The following is a 17,449-nucleotide window of genomic DNA, read 5'->3' on the forward strand; positions in this document are numbered from 1 at the left end:
TGTTACGATCGAAATCACTTTGATTGGATATGATTCCGATTAAGCTCATTGACGTGTTCGCAGCCTAAGAGTACCAATATGGTAATAAGTTGCTTTCGCCAACTTCTGTAGAGTACTTCCAAGCCTTCATAACCATCGTTGATCACCGCCTTAATTACCGGCTGAGCGGAAGCTGAAAAATTTGCTCCAAGACAAAGGGTTTTAGCGATATCATGGCTGGAACGTATTCCCCCAGAGGCTATTAAATCAAATTTGTAATCAGATCTCAGCGCATTTACCTGCTTTATGCATTCCAGTGTTGGCAACCCCCAATCGTTAAAATCATTATCTGGTGTTTTATTAGTAGCTCTTTCATTTTCAACTTTTGCCCAACTGGTTCCTCCTGCCCCGGCAACATCAATGACTTGCACACCCGAATCCAATAAACGTTTAGCAACATTGGCTGAGATTCCGGCCCCGGTTTCTTTAACGATTACCGGTACTGGACTCTCACTGCAAAGTTCGTCGATTCCACTTTCAATACCCTTAAACCTGCGATCGCCCTCGGGCTGCATGAGCTCTTGTAATGGATTGAGATGGACAATTACAGCATCGGCTTCAATTGAATCTATCAAAAGATTCATATCGTCTTTGGCAAGTCCCTCCACCAGCTGTGCGCCACCTATATTTGAAGCTATGAATGCATTGGGGGCTTTCTCTCGGACTACCGAAAAAGAAGAAACGGCCTCTTTATCTTCAAGCATAATACGCTGACTCCCTACGCCAAAGGGCAAATTGTAATCTTCACAAAAACGAGCAATAATAGCGTTTACTGCTCCGGCGTCAGTGTATCCACCTGTCATTGATGAGATAAAAAGAGGAAATGAAAAAGTACGTCCCAAAAAGTCAGATTCCGTAGAAATATCTTTTACATTAACCTCCGGAAGGGCATTATGAATAAATCGATACTGCTGAAAACCTGTTTCCGTTTCATAGTCAACTTCTCCCGAAGTTGTTAAAGAAACATGGTCTTTTTTTCGCTGCTTTATGCTCATTAGTAAAAAATTCGTTAAATCATATAGCTTCCGCCATTGATATGGAAGGTAGTACCGGTCATATGCGGCACTTTGCCGGAGGCCAAAAAGGCAACAAGTTCTCCTACTTCTTCAGGAGATGTTATTTCGTCAAAAGCCATACCCTGCGTTAAATACTCTTCTCCATAAACTTCAATAGAGTCCATCGCCATATCAGTTTTGATAAAACCCGGAGCAATAGAATAGGCAGAAACATCATGTTTTCCATAATCCCGCGCTACACTTTTTGTAAAGGCAACCAACCCTCCTTTTGAAGCAGCGTAAGCAGAATACTCTTGTGTATCACCCCTATAAGCGGCTCGCGAAGATACATTAATCAATATACCACCTTCTTGGTCTTTCTTCCACCGGTTAAGCGCCCATTTAGATAACAAGGCCGGAGCTCGTAGATTAACCTGCATAGTTTTGTCCCAGGCATCAAGCCAAGAGTGATCATCGCTATCAAAACCGGATTCCAAAAAAATACCCGCATTATTAATTAAGATACTCGGTACTGTATCCCGTTTAAAAATGGGGAGTAGTTTTGCTTTTAAAGTTTCAGGATTAGAAAGATCTGCATACAGACCTTCGAAACGGTCATTATTTTGAAAATCCTTTGGAAATTCCGAACTGCGAGCGGTACCTATAACATCCGCTCCCTCTTTTAATAATGATTTGGTAATACTCTTGCCAATACCACGTGATGCTCCGGTAACTAATGCGTACAAAAGACTAGGAATTTCTTAACATTTCTATTACATAGAATGTAATGTAACAACGATTGGCTTACAAACCGACTGGCAATTCTTATATCGTCAAAAGAAATTAATAATGTCCATTATTTATGCCCTGTATACCGGTACATTAGAACACGCTTCTCCATACATTAATTTTTTGACATATGGGATGAGCTTTTGGGTTGCATGCAGATAAATACTCTCGGGAACGGGCTTTTCTTTACTTGAACAGCCTTTTAAAATTACGAACTTATCTTGGTAAGAACTCCAGTCTACTTGTTTAAGGTTACGACGGTATAGTTCATACAGCATATCATCAGAATCTCCTTCAAATACCTCTTTAGCGTGTGGTGCCAAGTGTTGTCCTACCAACATATACGCCCATTTAGATATGATCGCATCGGTAGAACAGAATATACCCACGTATTGATCTTCAAATTGACTCCAGTCAAACTCATTGAGCTGTTCTCTAAAATCTTCCTCTTTCAGAATCATACCCTTAAAAAGAAATTGTTTAAGGTCTAATTCTGCTCGAGGAGTAGTATCAAAGTATTGCTGAAGGTCAATAGTGACCAGTTTTTCAGATTGTTTAACCTTATTTACTATTTCACCTTTGGTTTCTTGTACCATAATCTAAATTGAAAATGATTCTCCGCACGAACATGTGCGGTTCGCATTCGGATTATGAAAATGAAATCCTTCGCCGTTAAGTCCGTCCGTATAATCGAGTTTAGTACCTGATAAATACAAGAAACTGCGCATATCGCAGATAAGATTAATGCCTTTCTCTTCGAACTCTTGGTCTTCTTCAGTTGAAGATTCAGGGGTGCTGTCGAACTCGAGATCATATGTCAGACCTGAACACCCGCCGCTAACAACTCCTACACGGAGTTTGGCATCATCAGCAATTTGCTGCTCTTTTCGAATTTTTTTTATGCGTTCTGCTGCTCGTTCAGTAATAGAAATGGACATATATTAACCCACTTTAAACTGAGACTACTTGAATTTCCGGATCAATACGCTTAACCATGCTTTCTATTGCATATAAAGTACCACTGGTAGCCGTAGGACATGTTCCACAAGCTCCCTGATAGTGTACTTTCAAACGATCTCCATCCAGACCCAAAATCTTTAATCCTCCACCATCAGCCAATAAGTATGGGCGTACCTGCTCATCTAGCATCTTATTGATCTCATTAAGACGGGGATCATCAGATTCCTGAACTTCTTTCGTTGCATGAACTTCTTCGTCTTCTACCGCATCTGTCTGTGGCGTTGCTTCTCGTATAGGTGGTGCTAATTGTCGAAGTAGTTCAGACCAAACTGCATCTCCATCTTGCGTTACGGTCACATACTTATCAACAAAATAAACGTTAATAACGTGATCGATTGCAAATAATGAGGAAGCTAGCTCGTTACCTTCAGCATCACCGGCATTCTCAAAAGACTTAGTGACTCCGTTGGTGAGAGGTTCGCCCAATACAAATCGCATTGCATCGGGGTTAGGTGTACGTTCAATTTCTTTGATCTTAGGCATAACAGTTTAAACTAATAGCTTATTAAATGTTCACTATTTAGAACGAATATAAATATAATCTATTGCAATTGACAGCTGTATTTAATCGAAACAAAAGATTTTTAAAATATCGTCTTTGCTTTTTTTATCCCTTCCACAAGTCTATCAATATCTTCTTTATTATTGTAAAAGGAGATAGAAGCTCTAGCAGTAGCAGGCACGTTAAATCGACGCATAGCTGGTTGAGCACAATGATGCCCTGTTCGTATGGCAATACCTTGCTGGTCCAGAATAGTGCCTATATCAGTGGCGTGGATATCATCAAAAACAAACGACAGTACAGATGCTTTCTCTTCTGCAGTACCGATAAGCTTTAGGCCGTCAATTGATAAGAGCTGCTCTGTTCCATACTCAAGGAGTTCCTGTTCATAAGCAGCAATACGTTCCATGCCAATACTACTTAAATAATCGATTGTTTCGGCAAAACCAACACCTGCTACAATGGGTGGAGTACCTGCTTCAAACTTATGGGGAATAACATTAAAGGTCGTTTCTTTAAAGGAAACCTTATCAATCATGTCCCCACCAGATCGGTATGGAGGCATTTCTTCAAGGTATTTCTTTTTGCCATATAAAATCCCAAAACCGGTAGGTCCACACATCTTATGTGCAGAGAAAGCATAGAAATCGGCATCGAGATCTTGTACATCAACAGGACTGTGCGGGATAGCTTGTGCCCCGTCAATCAAGACCGGTATATCTTTTTCGTGAGCTGCCGCAATCATCTTTTTAACGGGATGTACTGTACCAAGGGCATTCGAGACATGCCCCATAGCAACAATTGCCGTATTCTCATTCAATTTTTGCAGATATTCATCCCAAATAAGCTCACCGGCATCATTAACCGGTGCAACAACAACCTTGGCCCCTTTTTGTTCAGCAATAATTTGCCAAGGAACAATATTAGCATGGTGCTCAATTTCAGATATGAGGATTTCATCCCCCTTTTCAATAAATTGTGACCCAAAACTATGGGCAACCAAGTTGATAGAATCTGTGGTACCAGTTGTGTAGATGATTTCCTCTTCATGCTCGGCATTAATTAAGGTTTTAACCCGTTTGCGAGCTAATTCATAGGCATCTGTTGCTTTTTGGCTGAGAGTATGAATGCCACGATGAACATTAGCATGCTCATTTCTATGGTAATTATCCATACGTTCAGCTACACAAGCCGGCATCTGGCTCGAAGCTGCATTATCAAGATACACTAATGGATTCCCTTTCACCTGCTGTTTAAGCACATGGAAATCGTCACGAATTTTACTAAAATCCGTTTTCTCTTCTGATATTGATGGTGCAGCTTCTGCCATAATTTTTAAACCGTTAATTCAGAGTCGAGCTGACGCTTGGTAAAGTTCCGAACTTCTTCTACCAATAGATTTTGTACAGAGTCAACGGTGATGTTTTCAATTGTCTCAAGTGCAAATGCATAGATCAACAGTTCTCGGGCCTGCTGTTCGTTAAGTCCACGACTTTTCAGATAAAACAGTTCATCTTTCTCTAACTGTCCTACTGTAGCTCCGTGAGTACAAACAACGTCATCTGCAAAAATCTCAAGCTGGGGCTTGGTATTCACCAATCCTTTGCGAGAAAGCAGAAGGTTCCGATTTTCCTGGAAAGAGTCGATCTTCTGAGCATCTCGTTGAACAAAAATCTTGCCGTTAAACACAGAATGTGCCTTACCATTAATCACGCACTTATGCAGCTGGTGGCTTTCGGCATGAGAGAACCGGTGATCCATCACAGAGTGTGTATCAGAAACCTGTTCTCCGTCAATTAGAACTAGGCCATCTACCGTAAATTCGACTTCTTCATCACGTTGAGAGATGCGCGGTTCATTTCGGGAAAGTTTTGCACCTCGTGTAATGGTATATGACTCATAATCTGCATGCTTTGCTACAAAAGCAGCAGTTCGAGCTATATGTATGGCTTCACGACTATCACGCTGAATCTTGGTATGTTTAACATAAGCCTCTTCCTCAAGATTCACTTCCACAACCGGGAGGTTGAAATATTTATTGTCAGAAAGCCCTACATGGTCTTCAATAACAGTTACTTCGGAGTTCTGTTCTGCTGCTATAACTGTACGAGGGGTTATAAAGTATTTCTCATCCGCATCAGTCTGAATATTCAGCAGGTGAATAGGTGTATCTACTTTCTTCCCTTCCGGGACATAGATGAAGGCACCGTCTTTCAGAAAAGCACTGTTGAATGCCGTAAAAACATCGCCTTCGAAATTATTATCCGCATATTTATTTAAATGCTCCTTTAGCAGGTCATTATCCTCCGCTGCCAACTGTGCAATATTGCCAATAACAACATCGTCCGGCAGAGCGTCCATTGAAGAATGCTCTTCGGAAAAGGAGCCATTAACAAATACCAAGCGTGAGTTTTTGCATTCGGGCAGGTAATGTTCACTGAAATCAGGAACATTAACGTCCACATCTGCAGCTAGCTCGTAAGAGTCTCTATAAAGATCCCGAAGGCTGATAAATTTCCAGTCTTCCAGTTTCTTCGTGGGAAATGGGGTGCTACGAACCCCTTCTGCCCCTTTCAAGCGCACTTCATCGAGAAATTGTGATTTCCCGTTTAAAGAGCCCTGAAAGTTGAGTAGATCTTGTAAAAATGTACGTTCTTTCTTCTGCTTCACTTTTGCCATTTGATTATTGCTGTTCTCCATTTACAGATGCAGTTGCAGGTTCAATCAACCAGTCATACCCTTGCTCTTCGAGCTTGATAGCAAGATCTTTATCACCGGACTTCGCAATCTTACCGTCGATCATAACGTGTACATGATCTGGTGTAATGTAGTCAAGAATACGTTGATAGTGTGTTACCAAGACAACAGCATTCTCATCATCAGAGATCTCATTGATTCCATTGGCTACCGTTTTAAGAGCATCAATATCGAGTCCTGAATCAGTTTCATCCAAAAATGAAATCTTAGGATCTAAGACAGCCATTTGAAAAATCTCATTACGCTTCTTTTCACCACCACTAAAACCGGCATTGACGCTACGTTCAATAAATTCCGGCTTCATATCAACCAATTCCAGCTTCTCTTTGGCATAATCTTCGAACTGCAGTGGATCTAATTCTTCACGTCCTCGTTCTGCAGCAATGGTATTGTAAGCCTGGCGTAATAAGTTCTTATTTGTGACACCGGGTACTTCTACCGGGTACTGGAATGCAAGGAAAAGTCCCAAATGAGCTCGTTCATCTGCTTCAAGCTCGAGAATACTTTCCCCCTCAAACAGAATGTCACCTTGTGTTACTTCATACGCTTCATGTCCGGCAACAACTTTGGAAAGAGTACTCTTTCCACTACCGTTAGGGCCCATTATTGCATGAACCTCTCCTTCATTAATCGTCAAATTAACACCTTTGAGGATTTCCGTTCCATCCTCTTCTACACATACATGTAAATCCTTTATTTCTAGCACGTTACCTTATTCCTCTAATATTGTTTTTAGTTTTAAAAATGATTTATGCGAAGACTAACCGACGCTTCCTTCAAGCTTGATACCAAGCAACTTATCGGCCTCAACAGCAAATTCCATCGGTAGTTCTTGCAACACTTCTTTACAAAAACCATTTACAATGAGTGAAATTGCATCATCCTCATCCATTCCGCGCTGTTGTAAGTAAAAGATCTGATCTTCACCGACCCTGCTTGTTGAAGCTTCGTGTTCAACTTTTGCAGTAGGGTTCGCCGACTCAATATACGGGAATGTATGCGCCCCAGAGGTCTGTCCAATTAACATGGAGTCACAAACCGAATAGTTTTGAGCGTTTTCTGCGCGCGGACTAATTTTAACAAGTCCACGATAACTATTATCAGATTCACCGGCCGAGATACCTTTTGAGATAATAGTACTCTTTGTATTCTCACCTACGTGAATCATCTTCGTACCCGTATCGGCCTGCTGACGATTATTGGTTACCGCTACAGAGAAGAATTCTCCGATAGAACCATCACCCTGCATTATTACGCTTGGATACTTCCAGGTAATGGCAGATCCCGTTTCTACCTGGGTCCAGGAGATCTTGGAATTATCACCACGGCAGTGTCCACGCTTAGTAACAAAGTTAAAGATACCGCCTTGCCCTTTTTCATCCCCGGAATACCAGTTCTGAATGGTAGAGTATTTAATTTCTGCATCCTCAAGAGCAACAAGCTCTACAACGGCAGCATGCAACTGGTTTTCCTGGTACATCGGCGCAGTACAACCTTCAAGATAGCTTACATGGCTGTTGTCCTCGCAGATAATAAGAGTACGTTCGAACTGACCAGACTGCATATTATTGATACGAAAATATGTAGAAAGATCCATCGGGCATACCGTATCTTCCGGCACATATACAAATGAACCGTCAGAAAATACCGCTGAGTTAAGAGCTGCATAAAAGTTATCGCCTTTGGGTACAACCGAACCCATATATTCTTTAACAAGCTCGGGATGATCTTGGATAGCTTCCGAAATAGAGCAGAATATTACGCCCGCTTCAGCAAGTTTCTCCTTGAACGTAGTAAAGATCGACTCACTATCGAATACCGCATCTACAGCAATACCTTGTAGTTGCTTTTGTTCTTCAAGGGGAATACCCAGTTTCTCATAGGTTTCCAGAATCTGGTCATCTACGTCTTCAAGACTTTCAGCCTTTTTACCATCCTTCTTCTTTGTAGATGAATAATATTGAATATCATCGAAATTTGGTTTCTCATATTCGACATTGGGCCAGTCGGGTTCTTCCATCTGCTTCCATTTCTCAAAAGCTTCAAGACGAAACTCCAATACCCATTCCGGCTCGTCCTTGCGGCGAGATATTTCCCGGATGATATCCTCGTTAATACCTGTTGGAAAATCTTCATATTCCACATCGGTGGTAAATCCATACTTATACTCACCACCAACCATGGATTCAAGTGCTTCAGTTTCACTCATAAGTTGATATCTGCGGTATATTTATAATGTGTTTGATAATTGACTAACAAAACGCCAGAACAGTGTGCGACGCTCAGAATAAAGACACGGTGTGATACTTGGAATTACAGCCCTTACCTCTAGGAAACAACCTCAGAGACGCTTTCTGTTCCGAGCACGGAATATAAACAAACTTACTAGCAACTTAAACTTATTTCAGCGAATAACATTGTCTGTTCTTTGCACATTTCTGCATTCGAAAAATGATGATAAAAGCTTCTTAATACCAATAGAATGATACTATTTATCAAATAGGTAAAAACTATTTCGGAATTGGTATTATCAACCTTCAAATTGCGGAAGCAATTTTCTTCAATTGATAAATATGCCGTTGACTATGGTGGATGCTAAATACTATCCACTCTAGCCGAGTTAATGCCCCAAAAAAGGGATGCTCAAAGGTTACTACAAGCTTTGTCAAATCTTTAGCTTCGATAAGGCTGGTCATTCGCTGCCTAATATCCTGCAACATCCCAAGCATCTGTTCTTTGTCTTTAGGATTGCCATCAGGTGTAATAGGATCTGTTGCATTCATTTTTGTTTCAAAGTCATGCATTCGCTTTTTAAAAACAGGGATCTTGTCTCCGGGCTTCCGATCTATTTCTCTCCCCTCTGCTGTAAGAAGACGTACAGCACCTCCATCTACCAATATAAGATGTTGACATACCTGTGCTGCTGACCACCCTCCGTTTGGCGGTACTGTATTAAACTTATCTGCTGAAAAATATGAAATAGTCTTTAATAATGTTTGAGTGTTCTCCTTTAGATCTCTACGCAGTACAGGTTTTTCCATAATATAATTTCAGTAGTGTTCTGTCAGTCAGCGGATCTGCCTCTATGAATAAAGTAAGAATATTTAGAAACGTTAAGTCAATAGTTTGTAAAAGGAAATGTAAATTAAACTGTTATTAATATGAAATGGGTTAAAAGTGCTATTACAGGATTAGTAGGAAGTTTGGTAATGTTTATTATTATGACAGTTGGTATTAATGTAACGGGAATAGCCCCATTCAATATACCTCCTTCAGCGGCTTTCCTATATACTCTTGGGTTAAATATAGGCCCACTGCCTGTAATTGTGCATTTTAGTTATGGGATATTCTGGTCTGTGGCTCTTTATTTTTTCTTAAAAGATAACGTTTCTATCAAGAATGGAATCTACCTGGCAATAGCCCTCTGGGCCTTTATGATGATTGTATTGAGCCCAATTATTGGCTGGGGACCTTTTGGCTTTGGCAGTGCCAACAAATTAGCTGTTGATTCTCCTTTATACTTAGAAACGGGTCCTAAGTACCTCATCATGACACTATTACTTCATCTAATCTACGGAAGTATTATTGGCTGGGGCAATGGTCAAATTGGATCTAATGAATAGTTACGAATCGCTCATTAATATGGAAACACAAGCAGCATTTACAATATCCTGCCAGCTACATCCTCGTGATAGATCCATCATTGGTTTGGCAAGTCCTTGTAGTATAGGTCCTGTTGCACTGGCACCGGCTAATCGTTCGGTTATTTTATACGCAATATTACCAGCATCGAGGTTAGGAAAAATAAATACATTAGCCTTTCCCGCTACTTCTGACCTCGGTGCTTTTCTTTCAGCTACATCGGGGACAAATGCTGCATCAAACTGTAATTCCCCGTCGATTGGCAGATCCGGCTTTTTATTTCTAATGATCCTGAGTGCATTAGTCACTACTTGGATACGTTCATGTTCGGCACTCCCCTTGGTAGAAAATGACAACATCGCTACCATAGGCTCCTCTCCGGTCAATATTCTATGGGTTCGGGATGATTCAATAGCAATATCAGCCAGCTGATCTCTATCCGGGTAGGGAACTACTCCACAATCAGCATATGTTAGCACCTTGCCATCTTTTAACACCATCAAAAATGTGCTTGATACAATGCCTGTGCCCTCCCGAAGTCCAATAGTATGAATAGCTGCCCGAATAACTTCTCCTGTTGTGGCAATGGACCCGGCTACACATCCATCAGCTTCTTCCTTAGCTACCAAAGCTCCGCCAAGGTAAAGAGGATCTTTCAAAGCGTCTTCGGCCTTTTCCCTGCTAATACCTTTGTGCTTTCGCCGCTCATACAGATAATCAACAAGCGTCTTATCAATCTCTTTGGAATTGAAAAAAGAGAGCTCCTTTGGTAATACAATACCTTCTTCCTTAGCTGTTTTTACAATCTCATTTTGCTCCCCTATAAAAATGACTTCACAAATTTTCTCATTACATAAATATGAACCAGCCCGTAACACCCTGGGGTCGCCAGTCTCTGGTAAAATAATCTTTTTATTTTTAGAAGCTGCCTTATCTCGAATACGATTTATTACAGAAACCATCATATCAATAGTAAAATTGCAATTATAGCAGCAGCAATACCGCCCCATTGTTTATAAGAAACCTGATCATTCCAAACCAGTAGTCCCAAGAATGTACCACCTAAGACGTTTAATATATTCACTATGGGATAAGCAATAGAACCATCGATGCCACCCAAAGCATAAATTAAGAAAATCGAAGAGTATAAGTTGGGAATACCTATAGCTGCTCCAAGCAACAGTTCCTTTTTTCTGATCAAAGGTTTACTACGTAACAGGCATAACACGAATCCAATTATAAAAGCCCCTGCAAAAACCATCCCCATAAAAGTAAGTTCATTGAGGCTTGTTCTAAATTCTTCTTCATAAATTTTAAGAGAGGCATCTGCAAAACCGGAAAGTACAAAAGTAATCACCAATAACCAGGAAGCACTAATACTTCCTATCTTTACTGAGTTTTTTTTAGGTATTAACATTCCCATTGCCCCAAATACTAATAATATGCCCACTATTTTAAGAATCCCCAAGTACTCAGCATACAAAAAAACTGAAATCACAACGGGTATTAACAATGATAGTCTCATAGCTGCAATAGTAATACCAACACCATTGGTATGAACTGATTTCCCATATACTACAAAATTGCCAATGAAAAAGGCTCCAACTATGATACAGAATACTATTAAGAAAGAACTCTGTGAAAGCACTTCTCCACCGGCCTTTTGGGAGAGGCCAACGCTAAATGCAAATATTGCAGCTACCAGATAGTTTACAGTCAATGTATTCAGCGTTCGAAGCTCTTTTACTTCGGTCAGCTTTAGCAGGTGGGCAATGGTAAGAGAGCATGCAGAGCTTAAAAGCAGATAGAGATAAGCCATTTATTACTCCCCTAAATCCAACAGTGTATTACCAAGTAATAGCGGATCTTGGGGAGTGTCATGCAGCTTTCGGGCTGTGTACGACACATTTCGCTCTAAATATTGATGAATCTCTGATAGATCAGTAATTCTATTCTGTAAAGCTTTGGCAAAGAAATAGGGAAATATATGGTGTTTTTTTCCACTGCCGGTACTGGATATGTAAACTTGTGATGCTTGGTTAAGCTGCGCTCCGAATAATACGGACCACTTATCTTCGCTACCCAGGTTCCGGATGCTACTTTCTAAAATCCTCTGCGTTTTTAATACAGAAATATTAGTGCCCATTGATTGACTAAAGTCTATATCGCTTAATATGATCGTTTTTTCCTTGGTAAGCTTAGAAAGTGTTTTGAAAAGTTTTTCAAGATCTAAAACTGCAGTAGCTTCTTCTTTTATATCATTCACTCCAAGGAATTTCAGCTGACTGTTACCTGAAGAACTATCCACTTCTCCATATCCACTTATGAATACTGAAAGCTCAGTACTGTCGTTTGCAATAGAACGCATTCTTGAGAGCACCATATTTAGGGTATCGCGGCTGGAAATCTCCCTGACATCAAAAATATTATCCGATTTATAACCGAGTGAAGTTTGCAAGTAGGTCTTTATAAGTCGAGCATCACGGTGAGCATAACTTCTCTGTTTATATCGCCCCGAATAATTTTTGTTAGCAATAATAAGAGCTATTGCATTATCTTTCGACGTTCGCAGAACCGGTATATTTGTTTCAACATCTACTTCTCCAAAAGGCAGTCTCGGTACTGTTACCAGTTGATCTTGTTGATTGAAATCTGAAGATCTCCAAACAATCTCAGCATCTTCTTTATGAATAAAATGTTCTGAAATACCATACATCACACGAAACCATTCATCATCTTTCGTGCTGGCTATTTTAACTTGACTCCCTTCTCCCAGGTCAGCCACGATATTATTCGTAGTTGTGTTGTCAGTACTGTTTCGTAATGAAGTAATGCGCGACACAACCTGAGCATATGGCTCAAGAATATCATAAACAGGATATTTGTACTCATATAACGAATCTTTAAACTGGATCGAAATACTCACGTTCCCCGGATCTGGTCCTGCTATATTTTGATCATTTAATAATTCTGACAGTGGTATCTGAAGCTGTCCATCTGTTAAAGCTCTGATCTCTTCATTTCGAATTGTCGAGTCTTGATACTGAACAGAAACATATGCAGTAGCATCCTCAGTCTGTTTTATTGCAACAGTATCTATCCGCACGATATTTCCGGACTTCTTTAAAAAGCGTTCTTCTCCTGTAGTGCGAGGAGTTCCTACCGCTTTCATATTTAAAAAACCCGCGGCAACCATAGTTGTCCCTACCGCATTGAGGGTCCACATTCTGGCTTTGGATCTGGTTTTATTGACTGCGTTAGAATTAGCTGCGATAAAGGCAAGAGCGGCTCCACTTAATCCCACCGCGATGAAACCTGGCCGCAACTTGTACTTTTGAATATTTCGTTGAGCTAGTACCCGCTGTGTATAGCGATATTTAGTGCGAGCCATGAGGTCCAAGCTAAGCATAGATTCGCTGGGACTCACTTCTCCCCTTTGCATCAGAAAGTATTTTTGACTTATAGTTTCAGGATCAGATTCATCTATTGCTTGTTGATCCTTGACTGTCCATCTAGCGCTGGTACATGCTGAAAAAATGCACCCCAGTATTGCTATAAATAATATGTTAGTAAATAGTTTCACAAAAATTTTAAAGTGATATTACAGCTCCTATACCAACAACGCTGCGAAATTTAAAAGATTTTCCTATTCCCGGATTCGATAACCAAAGTGGGATGTCATATCGGATCATCAAACCCCGTGGCTTCCCAAGATAATCAGGAATATTGAGTGTAAACATAAAACCTAACCCTGCATCAGAAAGCAATCTGTCTTCCTCGAAATCAGTAAATCCCAATGAAGTACCGACATCAAAAAAAGCATATGACCGTAAATCAAGAAAATTACCCACAATCGAAATATTATCGATCGCTTTGTCAAGTGGGTTTGGATAATCGAGTTCTAAATTTAACGTTGAAAAAGAGGTTAATAAAGGAGCACTCCCTCTATTCAGTTGATCGATATTCTGTTGCAGATATCCCCGCAAATTACCTGCGCCTGTAACTTGAATATTTCCACTTTCTAACCATGAAGGAGGTATTGTGCCACGGGCTCGAGTTAATCCTTTATCCATCCATCCCACTGCCGTTTTAAGGCCGGGCATAAACAAATATTCTGGAGTAGTCGCTTCTGAGGCAAACCCGGAATATAGCTTACTAAATAATGTGAAAGAGGACGACAGATGAACTTTTTGTTCAAAAGAAGCCTCTCCCCTTAAAAAGGAATCTATATTACCACCTAAATTGGCATCCGCTCCAATAGATATAATATATCTCCCAAGACTATTGTCGGCAGTCATCACAAAATCAATTGTCGTTAAGTAGAGCCAGTCAGTTTGCCACAGTTGAGGATACAATAAATAATCGGTATCAAACCGGTGCTCAGCTCTGAACCCTGCCGAAAGCTCTTTATAATTATCCTCATTAAAACCGTTTTGCCACCGTTTATTAAATGTTAACCCATGCCTCTGCAAACCAGTCCTAAACTGACTGGCTACTTGTATATTCGCTTCACTGCCAAAATCCGAAATAGCACGAATCGGTTCAGTAAATGAAATATAATATGATACCGGATTTTCTGGCAGTTTCGTACCTACCCAAAAACCAAGATTCAATCTATGCGGCCCATCACCAAAACTACCCGCTTGCTGACCACGAAGCCTCCCACCTATTCTGATACCATCAATACTATTATACCAGAGATCTGGTGCCGGTAATAGTTCATATGAAGACTGTGCTTTGCTTTTTTGCGGGGAGCCGCAAATGCTAAGAACAGCAAATATTATAGAAAAAAGGGTCGCGCTGAACGCTCGGATATTCAAATTAACCACTCGTCAATAATTTCATTGTTGGTAATAATTGTAGCAATAAGTTTCATCAAACGTGCTTGCTCAGGCCAGCTAATATAGGATTCAATTTCAACTTCTGAAATCCAAATATAATCGACATGTTCATGGTTGAGCTCAATCTCTTTGTTTGGATCCACTTCTGCGGCAAAAGCAGGTATCTGTCGAATGGCATCAGAATGGTGGTCGTAAAATTGGTTTAAAGAAGGAACTGTCCAAAATCGTTCCGGCTTTAGACCGGTTTCCTCTTTTAACTCCCTACGAGCTGCCTCCACATGGCTTTCTCCTTTGTTGACCTTTCCCCCTACCATCCGCCATTGCTCTGCATATATAACGTCAGCTGCACGTTTCAGAACCAATAGCTTTATAGTCCCATTATCCCTGATGTAAGGATATAGGTCAACCAATTTGCTCATAATTATTGGGATACTTCCTTTAAGGCCTTCTTTTTAAAGTAATCAAATGTTTTTTTGAGTCCTTCCTTACGGTCATACTGGGGCTCCCAATCTAACACTTCTTTTGCACGGCTGATATCTGGCTGACGAACCTGCGGATCATCTTTGGGAAGTTCTTCAAACGTAATTTCACTTTCTGAACCGGTTAATTCGATGATTTCTTTGGCGAACTCCAATATTGTTATCTCATCAGGATTTCCAATATTTATAGGATGTATATGGTCAGTTTGTGATAATCTCCATACCCCCTCTACCAAATCATCTACATACATAAATGAGCGAGTTTGTGATCCGTCACCATAAACCGTTAACGGATTCCCCCGCAGAGCCTGCCTCATAAATGTGGGTAATGCACGGCCATCATGAATTCGCATTCGGCTGCCATAGGTATTAAATATTCTTACAATTCGAGTGTCGACACCGTGAAATCTGTGATAAGCCATTGTCATTGCTTCAGCAAAACGTTTGGCCTCATCATAAACCCCTCTGAACCCAATAGGGTTTACATTACCCCAATAGGTTTCACTTTGGGGGTGGGTTAGCGGATCGCCATACACCTCACTGGTAGAAGCCAATAGGAAACGCGCATCTTTGGCTTTTGCTAATCCCAAAGCTTTATGCGTACCCAAAGATCCAACTTTTAATGTTTGAATGGGCATCTCCAGATAATCAATTGGAGAAGCCGGAGATGCAAAATGCAAAATGAAGTCAAGATCTCCGCCTACATGGATATAATTGGTAACATCATGATTGATAAATGTAAAGTTATCATTCCCAATAAGATGAGAGATATTGTCTGCACTTCCTGTACTAAGATTATCCATACAGATAACCTCAAATCCTTCCTCAACAAACCGATCACAGAGATGAGATCCCAAAAATCCAGCTCCTCCGGTAATGAGGACACGTTTTTTGTTTTGCACTTCTTTTATGATAGAGTTAGAAGTTTAATGTAACTACTACTGCATTGCAGTTATCTAAGGTCCTTATTGTTAAACCATTTATCAATAGGTTTACTTATTACATATCAATAAAAGAACTAACTGTCTTGCTATTCTGCAGGTTCTGGCTTTGGGGTATTGATTTCTGGCCGCCCTACGCTTATATAGGTGATACCGGCCTTACGGGCCCGGTTCAGGTCGTAGAGGTTCCGGCCGTCGAAGATTACCGGCTGTTTCATCTCATCGGCAAAATTGTCGACCGTAGGGCGACGGAACTCATTCCACTCGGTGCATATGACCAAGGCATTGATGTCGTCCAGGGCTTCCTTCTGGTTATGGACGAAGGTGGTATGGTCCAGCACCTCTCCTGTTGTCGCCTGCTTGAAGGTGCCGATGGCTTCCGGGTCGTAGGCAATGAGCGTTGCACCTCGGCTGACCAACTCTTCGGCGATATACAGCGCCGGGGCCTCGCGGATATCGTCGGTCTCGGGCTTAAAGGAAAGCCCCCACATCCCAAAAGTCTTGCCGCTGAAGTCATCAGTGCCAAAATAGTCTTCCATCTTACGGACGATGGAGGTTTTCTGGCGGTTATTCACCTTCATCACCGAATCCACAATTTTAAAGTCGTAGCCATGCTCCCCGGCCGTATGGTGGATCGCCTGCACATCTTTGGGGAAGCAGCTGCCCCCGTAGCCGATGCCCGCAAACAGAAAACGCTTGCCAATGCGCGAGTCGGTGCCGATGCCACGGCGTACGTTGTCGACATTGGCGCCCACGCGCTCGCAGATATTGGCGATCTCGTTCATAAAGGTAATCTTAGTGGCCAGCATGGCGTTGGCCGCATACTTGGTCAGCTCCGAGCTGCGCGGGTCCATCGTGATAATAGGGTTGCCCGAGCGGACAAACGGTTCATAGAGGGTCGTCATTATTTCAGCGGCCCGCTCACTGCTCGCCCCGATCACTACACGTTCGGGTTTCATAAAATCGTCCACGGCGGCGCCTTCGCGCAGGAACTCCGGGTTGGAGACCACATCAAAGAGGGCCTCGGAAGCCTGCTCGGCAATGGCCCGGCGCACGCGGTCGGCGGTGCCTACCGGCACGGTCGACTTGTTCACAATCACGGTATAATCCTCCAGCAGTGGGCCAAGCTGTCCGGCCACGCTCATCACGGCCGACAGGTCGGCCTGCCCGTCGCCACCCGGCGGGGTCGGCAGGCACAAGAACACGATATCAGCCTCGGCGACGGCCTGCTCCATCTCCGTGGTAAAGTGGAGGCGTCCCTCACGGATGCTGCGGGCAAAGATCGGCTCCAGGCCCGGCTCATAAATGGGGACTTCGCCCTCGCGAAGCCGGGCCACTTTTTCTTCATCAATATCTACACATGTTACATCATTACCGGAATCGGCGAAACAGGTGCCGCTGACCAGCCCTACGTATCCGGTGCCTATTACTGCTAAATTCATTT

General features: G+C 41.8%; 18 protein-coding genes. 1 reads left to right on the forward strand and 17 read right to left on the reverse strand.

Features of this window, described 5'->3' with window-relative positions:
- Positions 1-14: 14 nt before the first annotated feature.
- The 10 genes from fni to FCN14_RS03320 form a co-directional block, all read right to left on the reverse strand.
- Entirely contained in the window at positions 15-1,034 is a 1,020-nt protein-coding gene (gene fni / locus FCN14_RS03275; protein ID WP_138429659.1) for a type 2 isopentenyl-diphosphate Delta-isomerase, read from the reverse strand.
- 14 nt (positions 1,035-1,048) lie between these two features.
- On the reverse strand, positions 1,049-1,780 hold the full coding sequence (locus tag FCN14_RS03280; protein WP_138429660.1) for an SDR family NAD(P)-dependent oxidoreductase: 732 nt from the start codon (positions 1,778-1,780) through the stop codon (positions 1,049-1,051).
- Positions 1,781-1,894: 114 nt separating this feature from the next.
- Positions 1,895-2,419 (reverse strand): DUF2480 family protein, encoded by a 525-nt coding sequence (locus tag FCN14_RS03285; protein WP_138429661.1) that lies wholly within the window; start codon positions 2,417-2,419, stop codon positions 1,895-1,897.
- A gap of 3 nt (positions 2,420-2,422) precedes the next feature.
- On the reverse strand, positions 2,423-2,761 hold the full coding sequence (locus FCN14_RS03290) for a HesB/IscA family protein (RefSeq protein ID WP_138429662.1): 339 nt from the start codon (positions 2,759-2,761) through the stop codon (positions 2,423-2,425).
- Positions 2,762-2,774: 13 nt separating this feature from the next.
- Positions 2,775-3,326, reverse strand: a complete 552-nt coding sequence (locus tag FCN14_RS03295) for a NifU family protein (RefSeq protein ID WP_138429663.1) — start codon at positions 3,324-3,326, stop codon at positions 2,775-2,777.
- 101 nt (positions 3,327-3,427) lie between these two features.
- Positions 3,428-4,675 (reverse strand): cysteine desulfurase, encoded by a 1,248-nt coding sequence (locus FCN14_RS03300; protein WP_138429664.1) that lies wholly within the window; start codon positions 4,673-4,675, stop codon positions 3,428-3,430.
- A 5-nt stretch (positions 4,676-4,680) separates the two neighbouring features.
- Positions 4,681-6,045, reverse strand: a complete 1,365-nt coding sequence (sufD, locus tag FCN14_RS03305; protein ID WP_138429665.1) for a Fe-S cluster assembly protein SufD — start codon at positions 6,043-6,045, stop codon at positions 4,681-4,683.
- Positions 6,029-6,808, reverse strand: a complete 780-nt coding sequence (gene sufC / locus FCN14_RS03310) for a Fe-S cluster assembly ATPase SufC (protein WP_138429666.1) — start codon at positions 6,806-6,808, stop codon at positions 6,029-6,031. The genes sufD and sufC overlap by 17 nt, the downstream gene beginning before the upstream one ends.
- A gap of 54 nt (positions 6,809-6,862) precedes the next feature.
- Positions 6,863-8,311, reverse strand: a complete 1,449-nt coding sequence (gene sufB / locus FCN14_RS03315; RefSeq protein WP_138429667.1) for a Fe-S cluster assembly protein SufB — start codon at positions 8,309-8,311, stop codon at positions 6,863-6,865.
- A gap of 328 nt (positions 8,312-8,639) precedes the next feature.
- Positions 8,640-9,143 (reverse strand): DinB family protein, encoded by a 504-nt coding sequence (locus tag FCN14_RS03320; protein ID WP_138429668.1) that lies wholly within the window; start codon positions 9,141-9,143, stop codon positions 8,640-8,642.
- Between the two features lie 120 nt (positions 9,144-9,263).
- Between FCN14_RS03320 and FCN14_RS03325 the strand changes: the two genes are divergently transcribed.
- Positions 9,264-9,725 (forward strand): hypothetical protein, encoded by a 462-nt coding sequence (locus FCN14_RS03325; RefSeq protein ID WP_138429669.1) that lies wholly within the window; start codon positions 9,264-9,266, stop codon positions 9,723-9,725.
- On the opposite strand, the gene pta is transcribed toward FCN14_RS03325, so the two are convergent.
- The 7 genes from pta to FCN14_RS03360 all read right to left on the reverse strand — a co-directional run bounded on the left by pta (position 9,726) and on the right by FCN14_RS03360 (position 17,447).
- Complete coding sequence (gene pta / locus FCN14_RS03330; RefSeq protein WP_246043087.1) at positions 9,726-10,709, reverse strand: phosphate acetyltransferase; 984 nt, start codon at positions 10,707-10,709, stop codon at positions 9,726-9,728. It abuts the gene before it with no gap.
- Positions 10,706-11,563 carry a hypothetical protein gene (locus FCN14_RS03335; protein WP_138429670.1) on the reverse strand — a complete coding sequence of 286 codons (858 nt, stop codon included), beginning with the start codon at positions 11,561-11,563 and terminating at the stop codon, positions 10,706-10,708. Before FCN14_RS03335 ends, pta begins: the two co-directional genes overlap by 4 nt.
- A 3-nt stretch (positions 11,564-11,566) precedes the next feature.
- Entirely contained in the window at positions 11,567-13,186 is a 1,620-nt protein-coding gene (locus FCN14_RS03340) for a caspase family protein (RefSeq protein WP_138429671.1), read from the reverse strand.
- Between the two features lie 148 nt (positions 13,187-13,334).
- Positions 13,335-14,573, reverse strand: coding sequence for a BamA/TamA family outer membrane protein (locus tag FCN14_RS03345; protein WP_138429672.1), 1,239 nt, complete (start codon positions 14,571-14,573; stop codon positions 13,335-13,337).
- Positions 14,561-15,004 carry an NUDIX domain-containing protein gene (locus FCN14_RS03350; protein ID WP_138429673.1) on the reverse strand — a complete coding sequence of 148 codons (444 nt, stop codon included), beginning with the start codon at positions 15,002-15,004 and terminating at the stop codon, positions 14,561-14,563. Before FCN14_RS03350 ends, FCN14_RS03345 begins: the two co-directional genes overlap by 13 nt.
- A gap of 2 nt (positions 15,005-15,006) precedes the next feature.
- Positions 15,007-15,966 (reverse strand): UDP-glucuronic acid decarboxylase family protein, encoded by a 960-nt coding sequence (locus tag FCN14_RS03355; protein WP_138429674.1) that lies wholly within the window; start codon positions 15,964-15,966, stop codon positions 15,007-15,009.
- Positions 15,967-16,094: 128 nt separating this feature from the next.
- Entirely contained in the window at positions 16,095-17,447 is a 1,353-nt protein-coding gene (locus tag FCN14_RS03360; RefSeq protein WP_138429675.1) for a UDP-glucose dehydrogenase family protein, read from the reverse strand.
- Positions 17,448-17,449 lie beyond the last annotated feature (2 nt).

The organism is Fodinibius saliphilus, assembly GCF_005869845.1.
GTDB lineage: Bacteria > Bacteroidota > Rhodothermia > Balneolales > Balneolaceae > Fodinibius > Fodinibius saliphilus.

Bases quoted from the DNA above. Each gene is read 5' to 3' on its own strand.
- fni (WP_138429659.1), bottom strand. From the start codon at position 1,034: ATGAGCATAAAGCAGCGAAAAAAAGACCATGTTTCTTTAACAACTTCG.
- FCN14_RS03285 (WP_138429661.1), bottom strand. From the start codon at position 2,419: ATGGTACAAGAAACCAAAGGTGAAATAGTAAATAAGGTTAAACAATCT.
- FCN14_RS03290 (WP_138429662.1), bottom strand. From the start codon at position 2,761: ATGTCCATTTCTATTACTGAACGAGCAGCAGAACGCATAAAAAAAATT.
- FCN14_RS03295 (WP_138429663.1), bottom strand. From the start codon at position 3,326: ATGCCTAAGATCAAAGAAATTGAACGTACACCTAACCCCGATGCAATG.
- FCN14_RS03300 (WP_138429664.1), bottom strand. From the start codon at position 4,675: ATGGCAGAAGCTGCACCATCAATATCAGAAGAGAAAACGGATTTTAGT.
- sufD (WP_138429665.1), bottom strand. From the start codon at position 6,045: ATGGAGAACAGCAATAATCAAATGGCAAAAGTGAAGCAGAAGAAAGAA.
- sufB (WP_138429667.1), bottom strand. From the start codon at position 8,311: ATGAGTGAAACTGAAGCACTTGAATCCATGGTTGGTGGTGAGTATAAG.
- FCN14_RS03320 (WP_138429668.1), bottom strand. From the start codon at position 9,143: ATGGAAAAACCTGTACTGCGTAGAGATCTAAAGGAGAACACTCAAACA.
- FCN14_RS03325 (WP_138429669.1), top strand. From the start codon at position 9,264: ATGAAATGGGTTAAAAGTGCTATTACAGGATTAGTAGGAAGTTTGGTA.
- pta (WP_246043087.1), bottom strand. From the start codon at position 10,709: ATGATGGTTTCTGTAATAAATCGTATTCGAGATAAGGCAGCTTCTAAA.
- FCN14_RS03335 (WP_138429670.1), bottom strand. From the start codon at position 11,563: ATGGCTTATCTCTATCTGCTTTTAAGCTCTGCATGCTCTCTTACCATT.
- FCN14_RS03340 (WP_138429671.1), bottom strand. From the start codon at position 13,186: ATGCAAAGGGGAGAAGTGAGTCCCAGCGAATCTATGCTTAGCTTGGAC.
- FCN14_RS03350 (WP_138429673.1), bottom strand. From the start codon at position 15,004: ATGAGCAAATTGGTTGACCTATATCCTTACATCAGGGATAATGGGACT.
- FCN14_RS03360 (WP_138429675.1), bottom strand. From the start codon at position 17,447: ATGAATTTAGCAGTAATAGGCACCGGATACGTAGGGCTGGTCAGCGGC.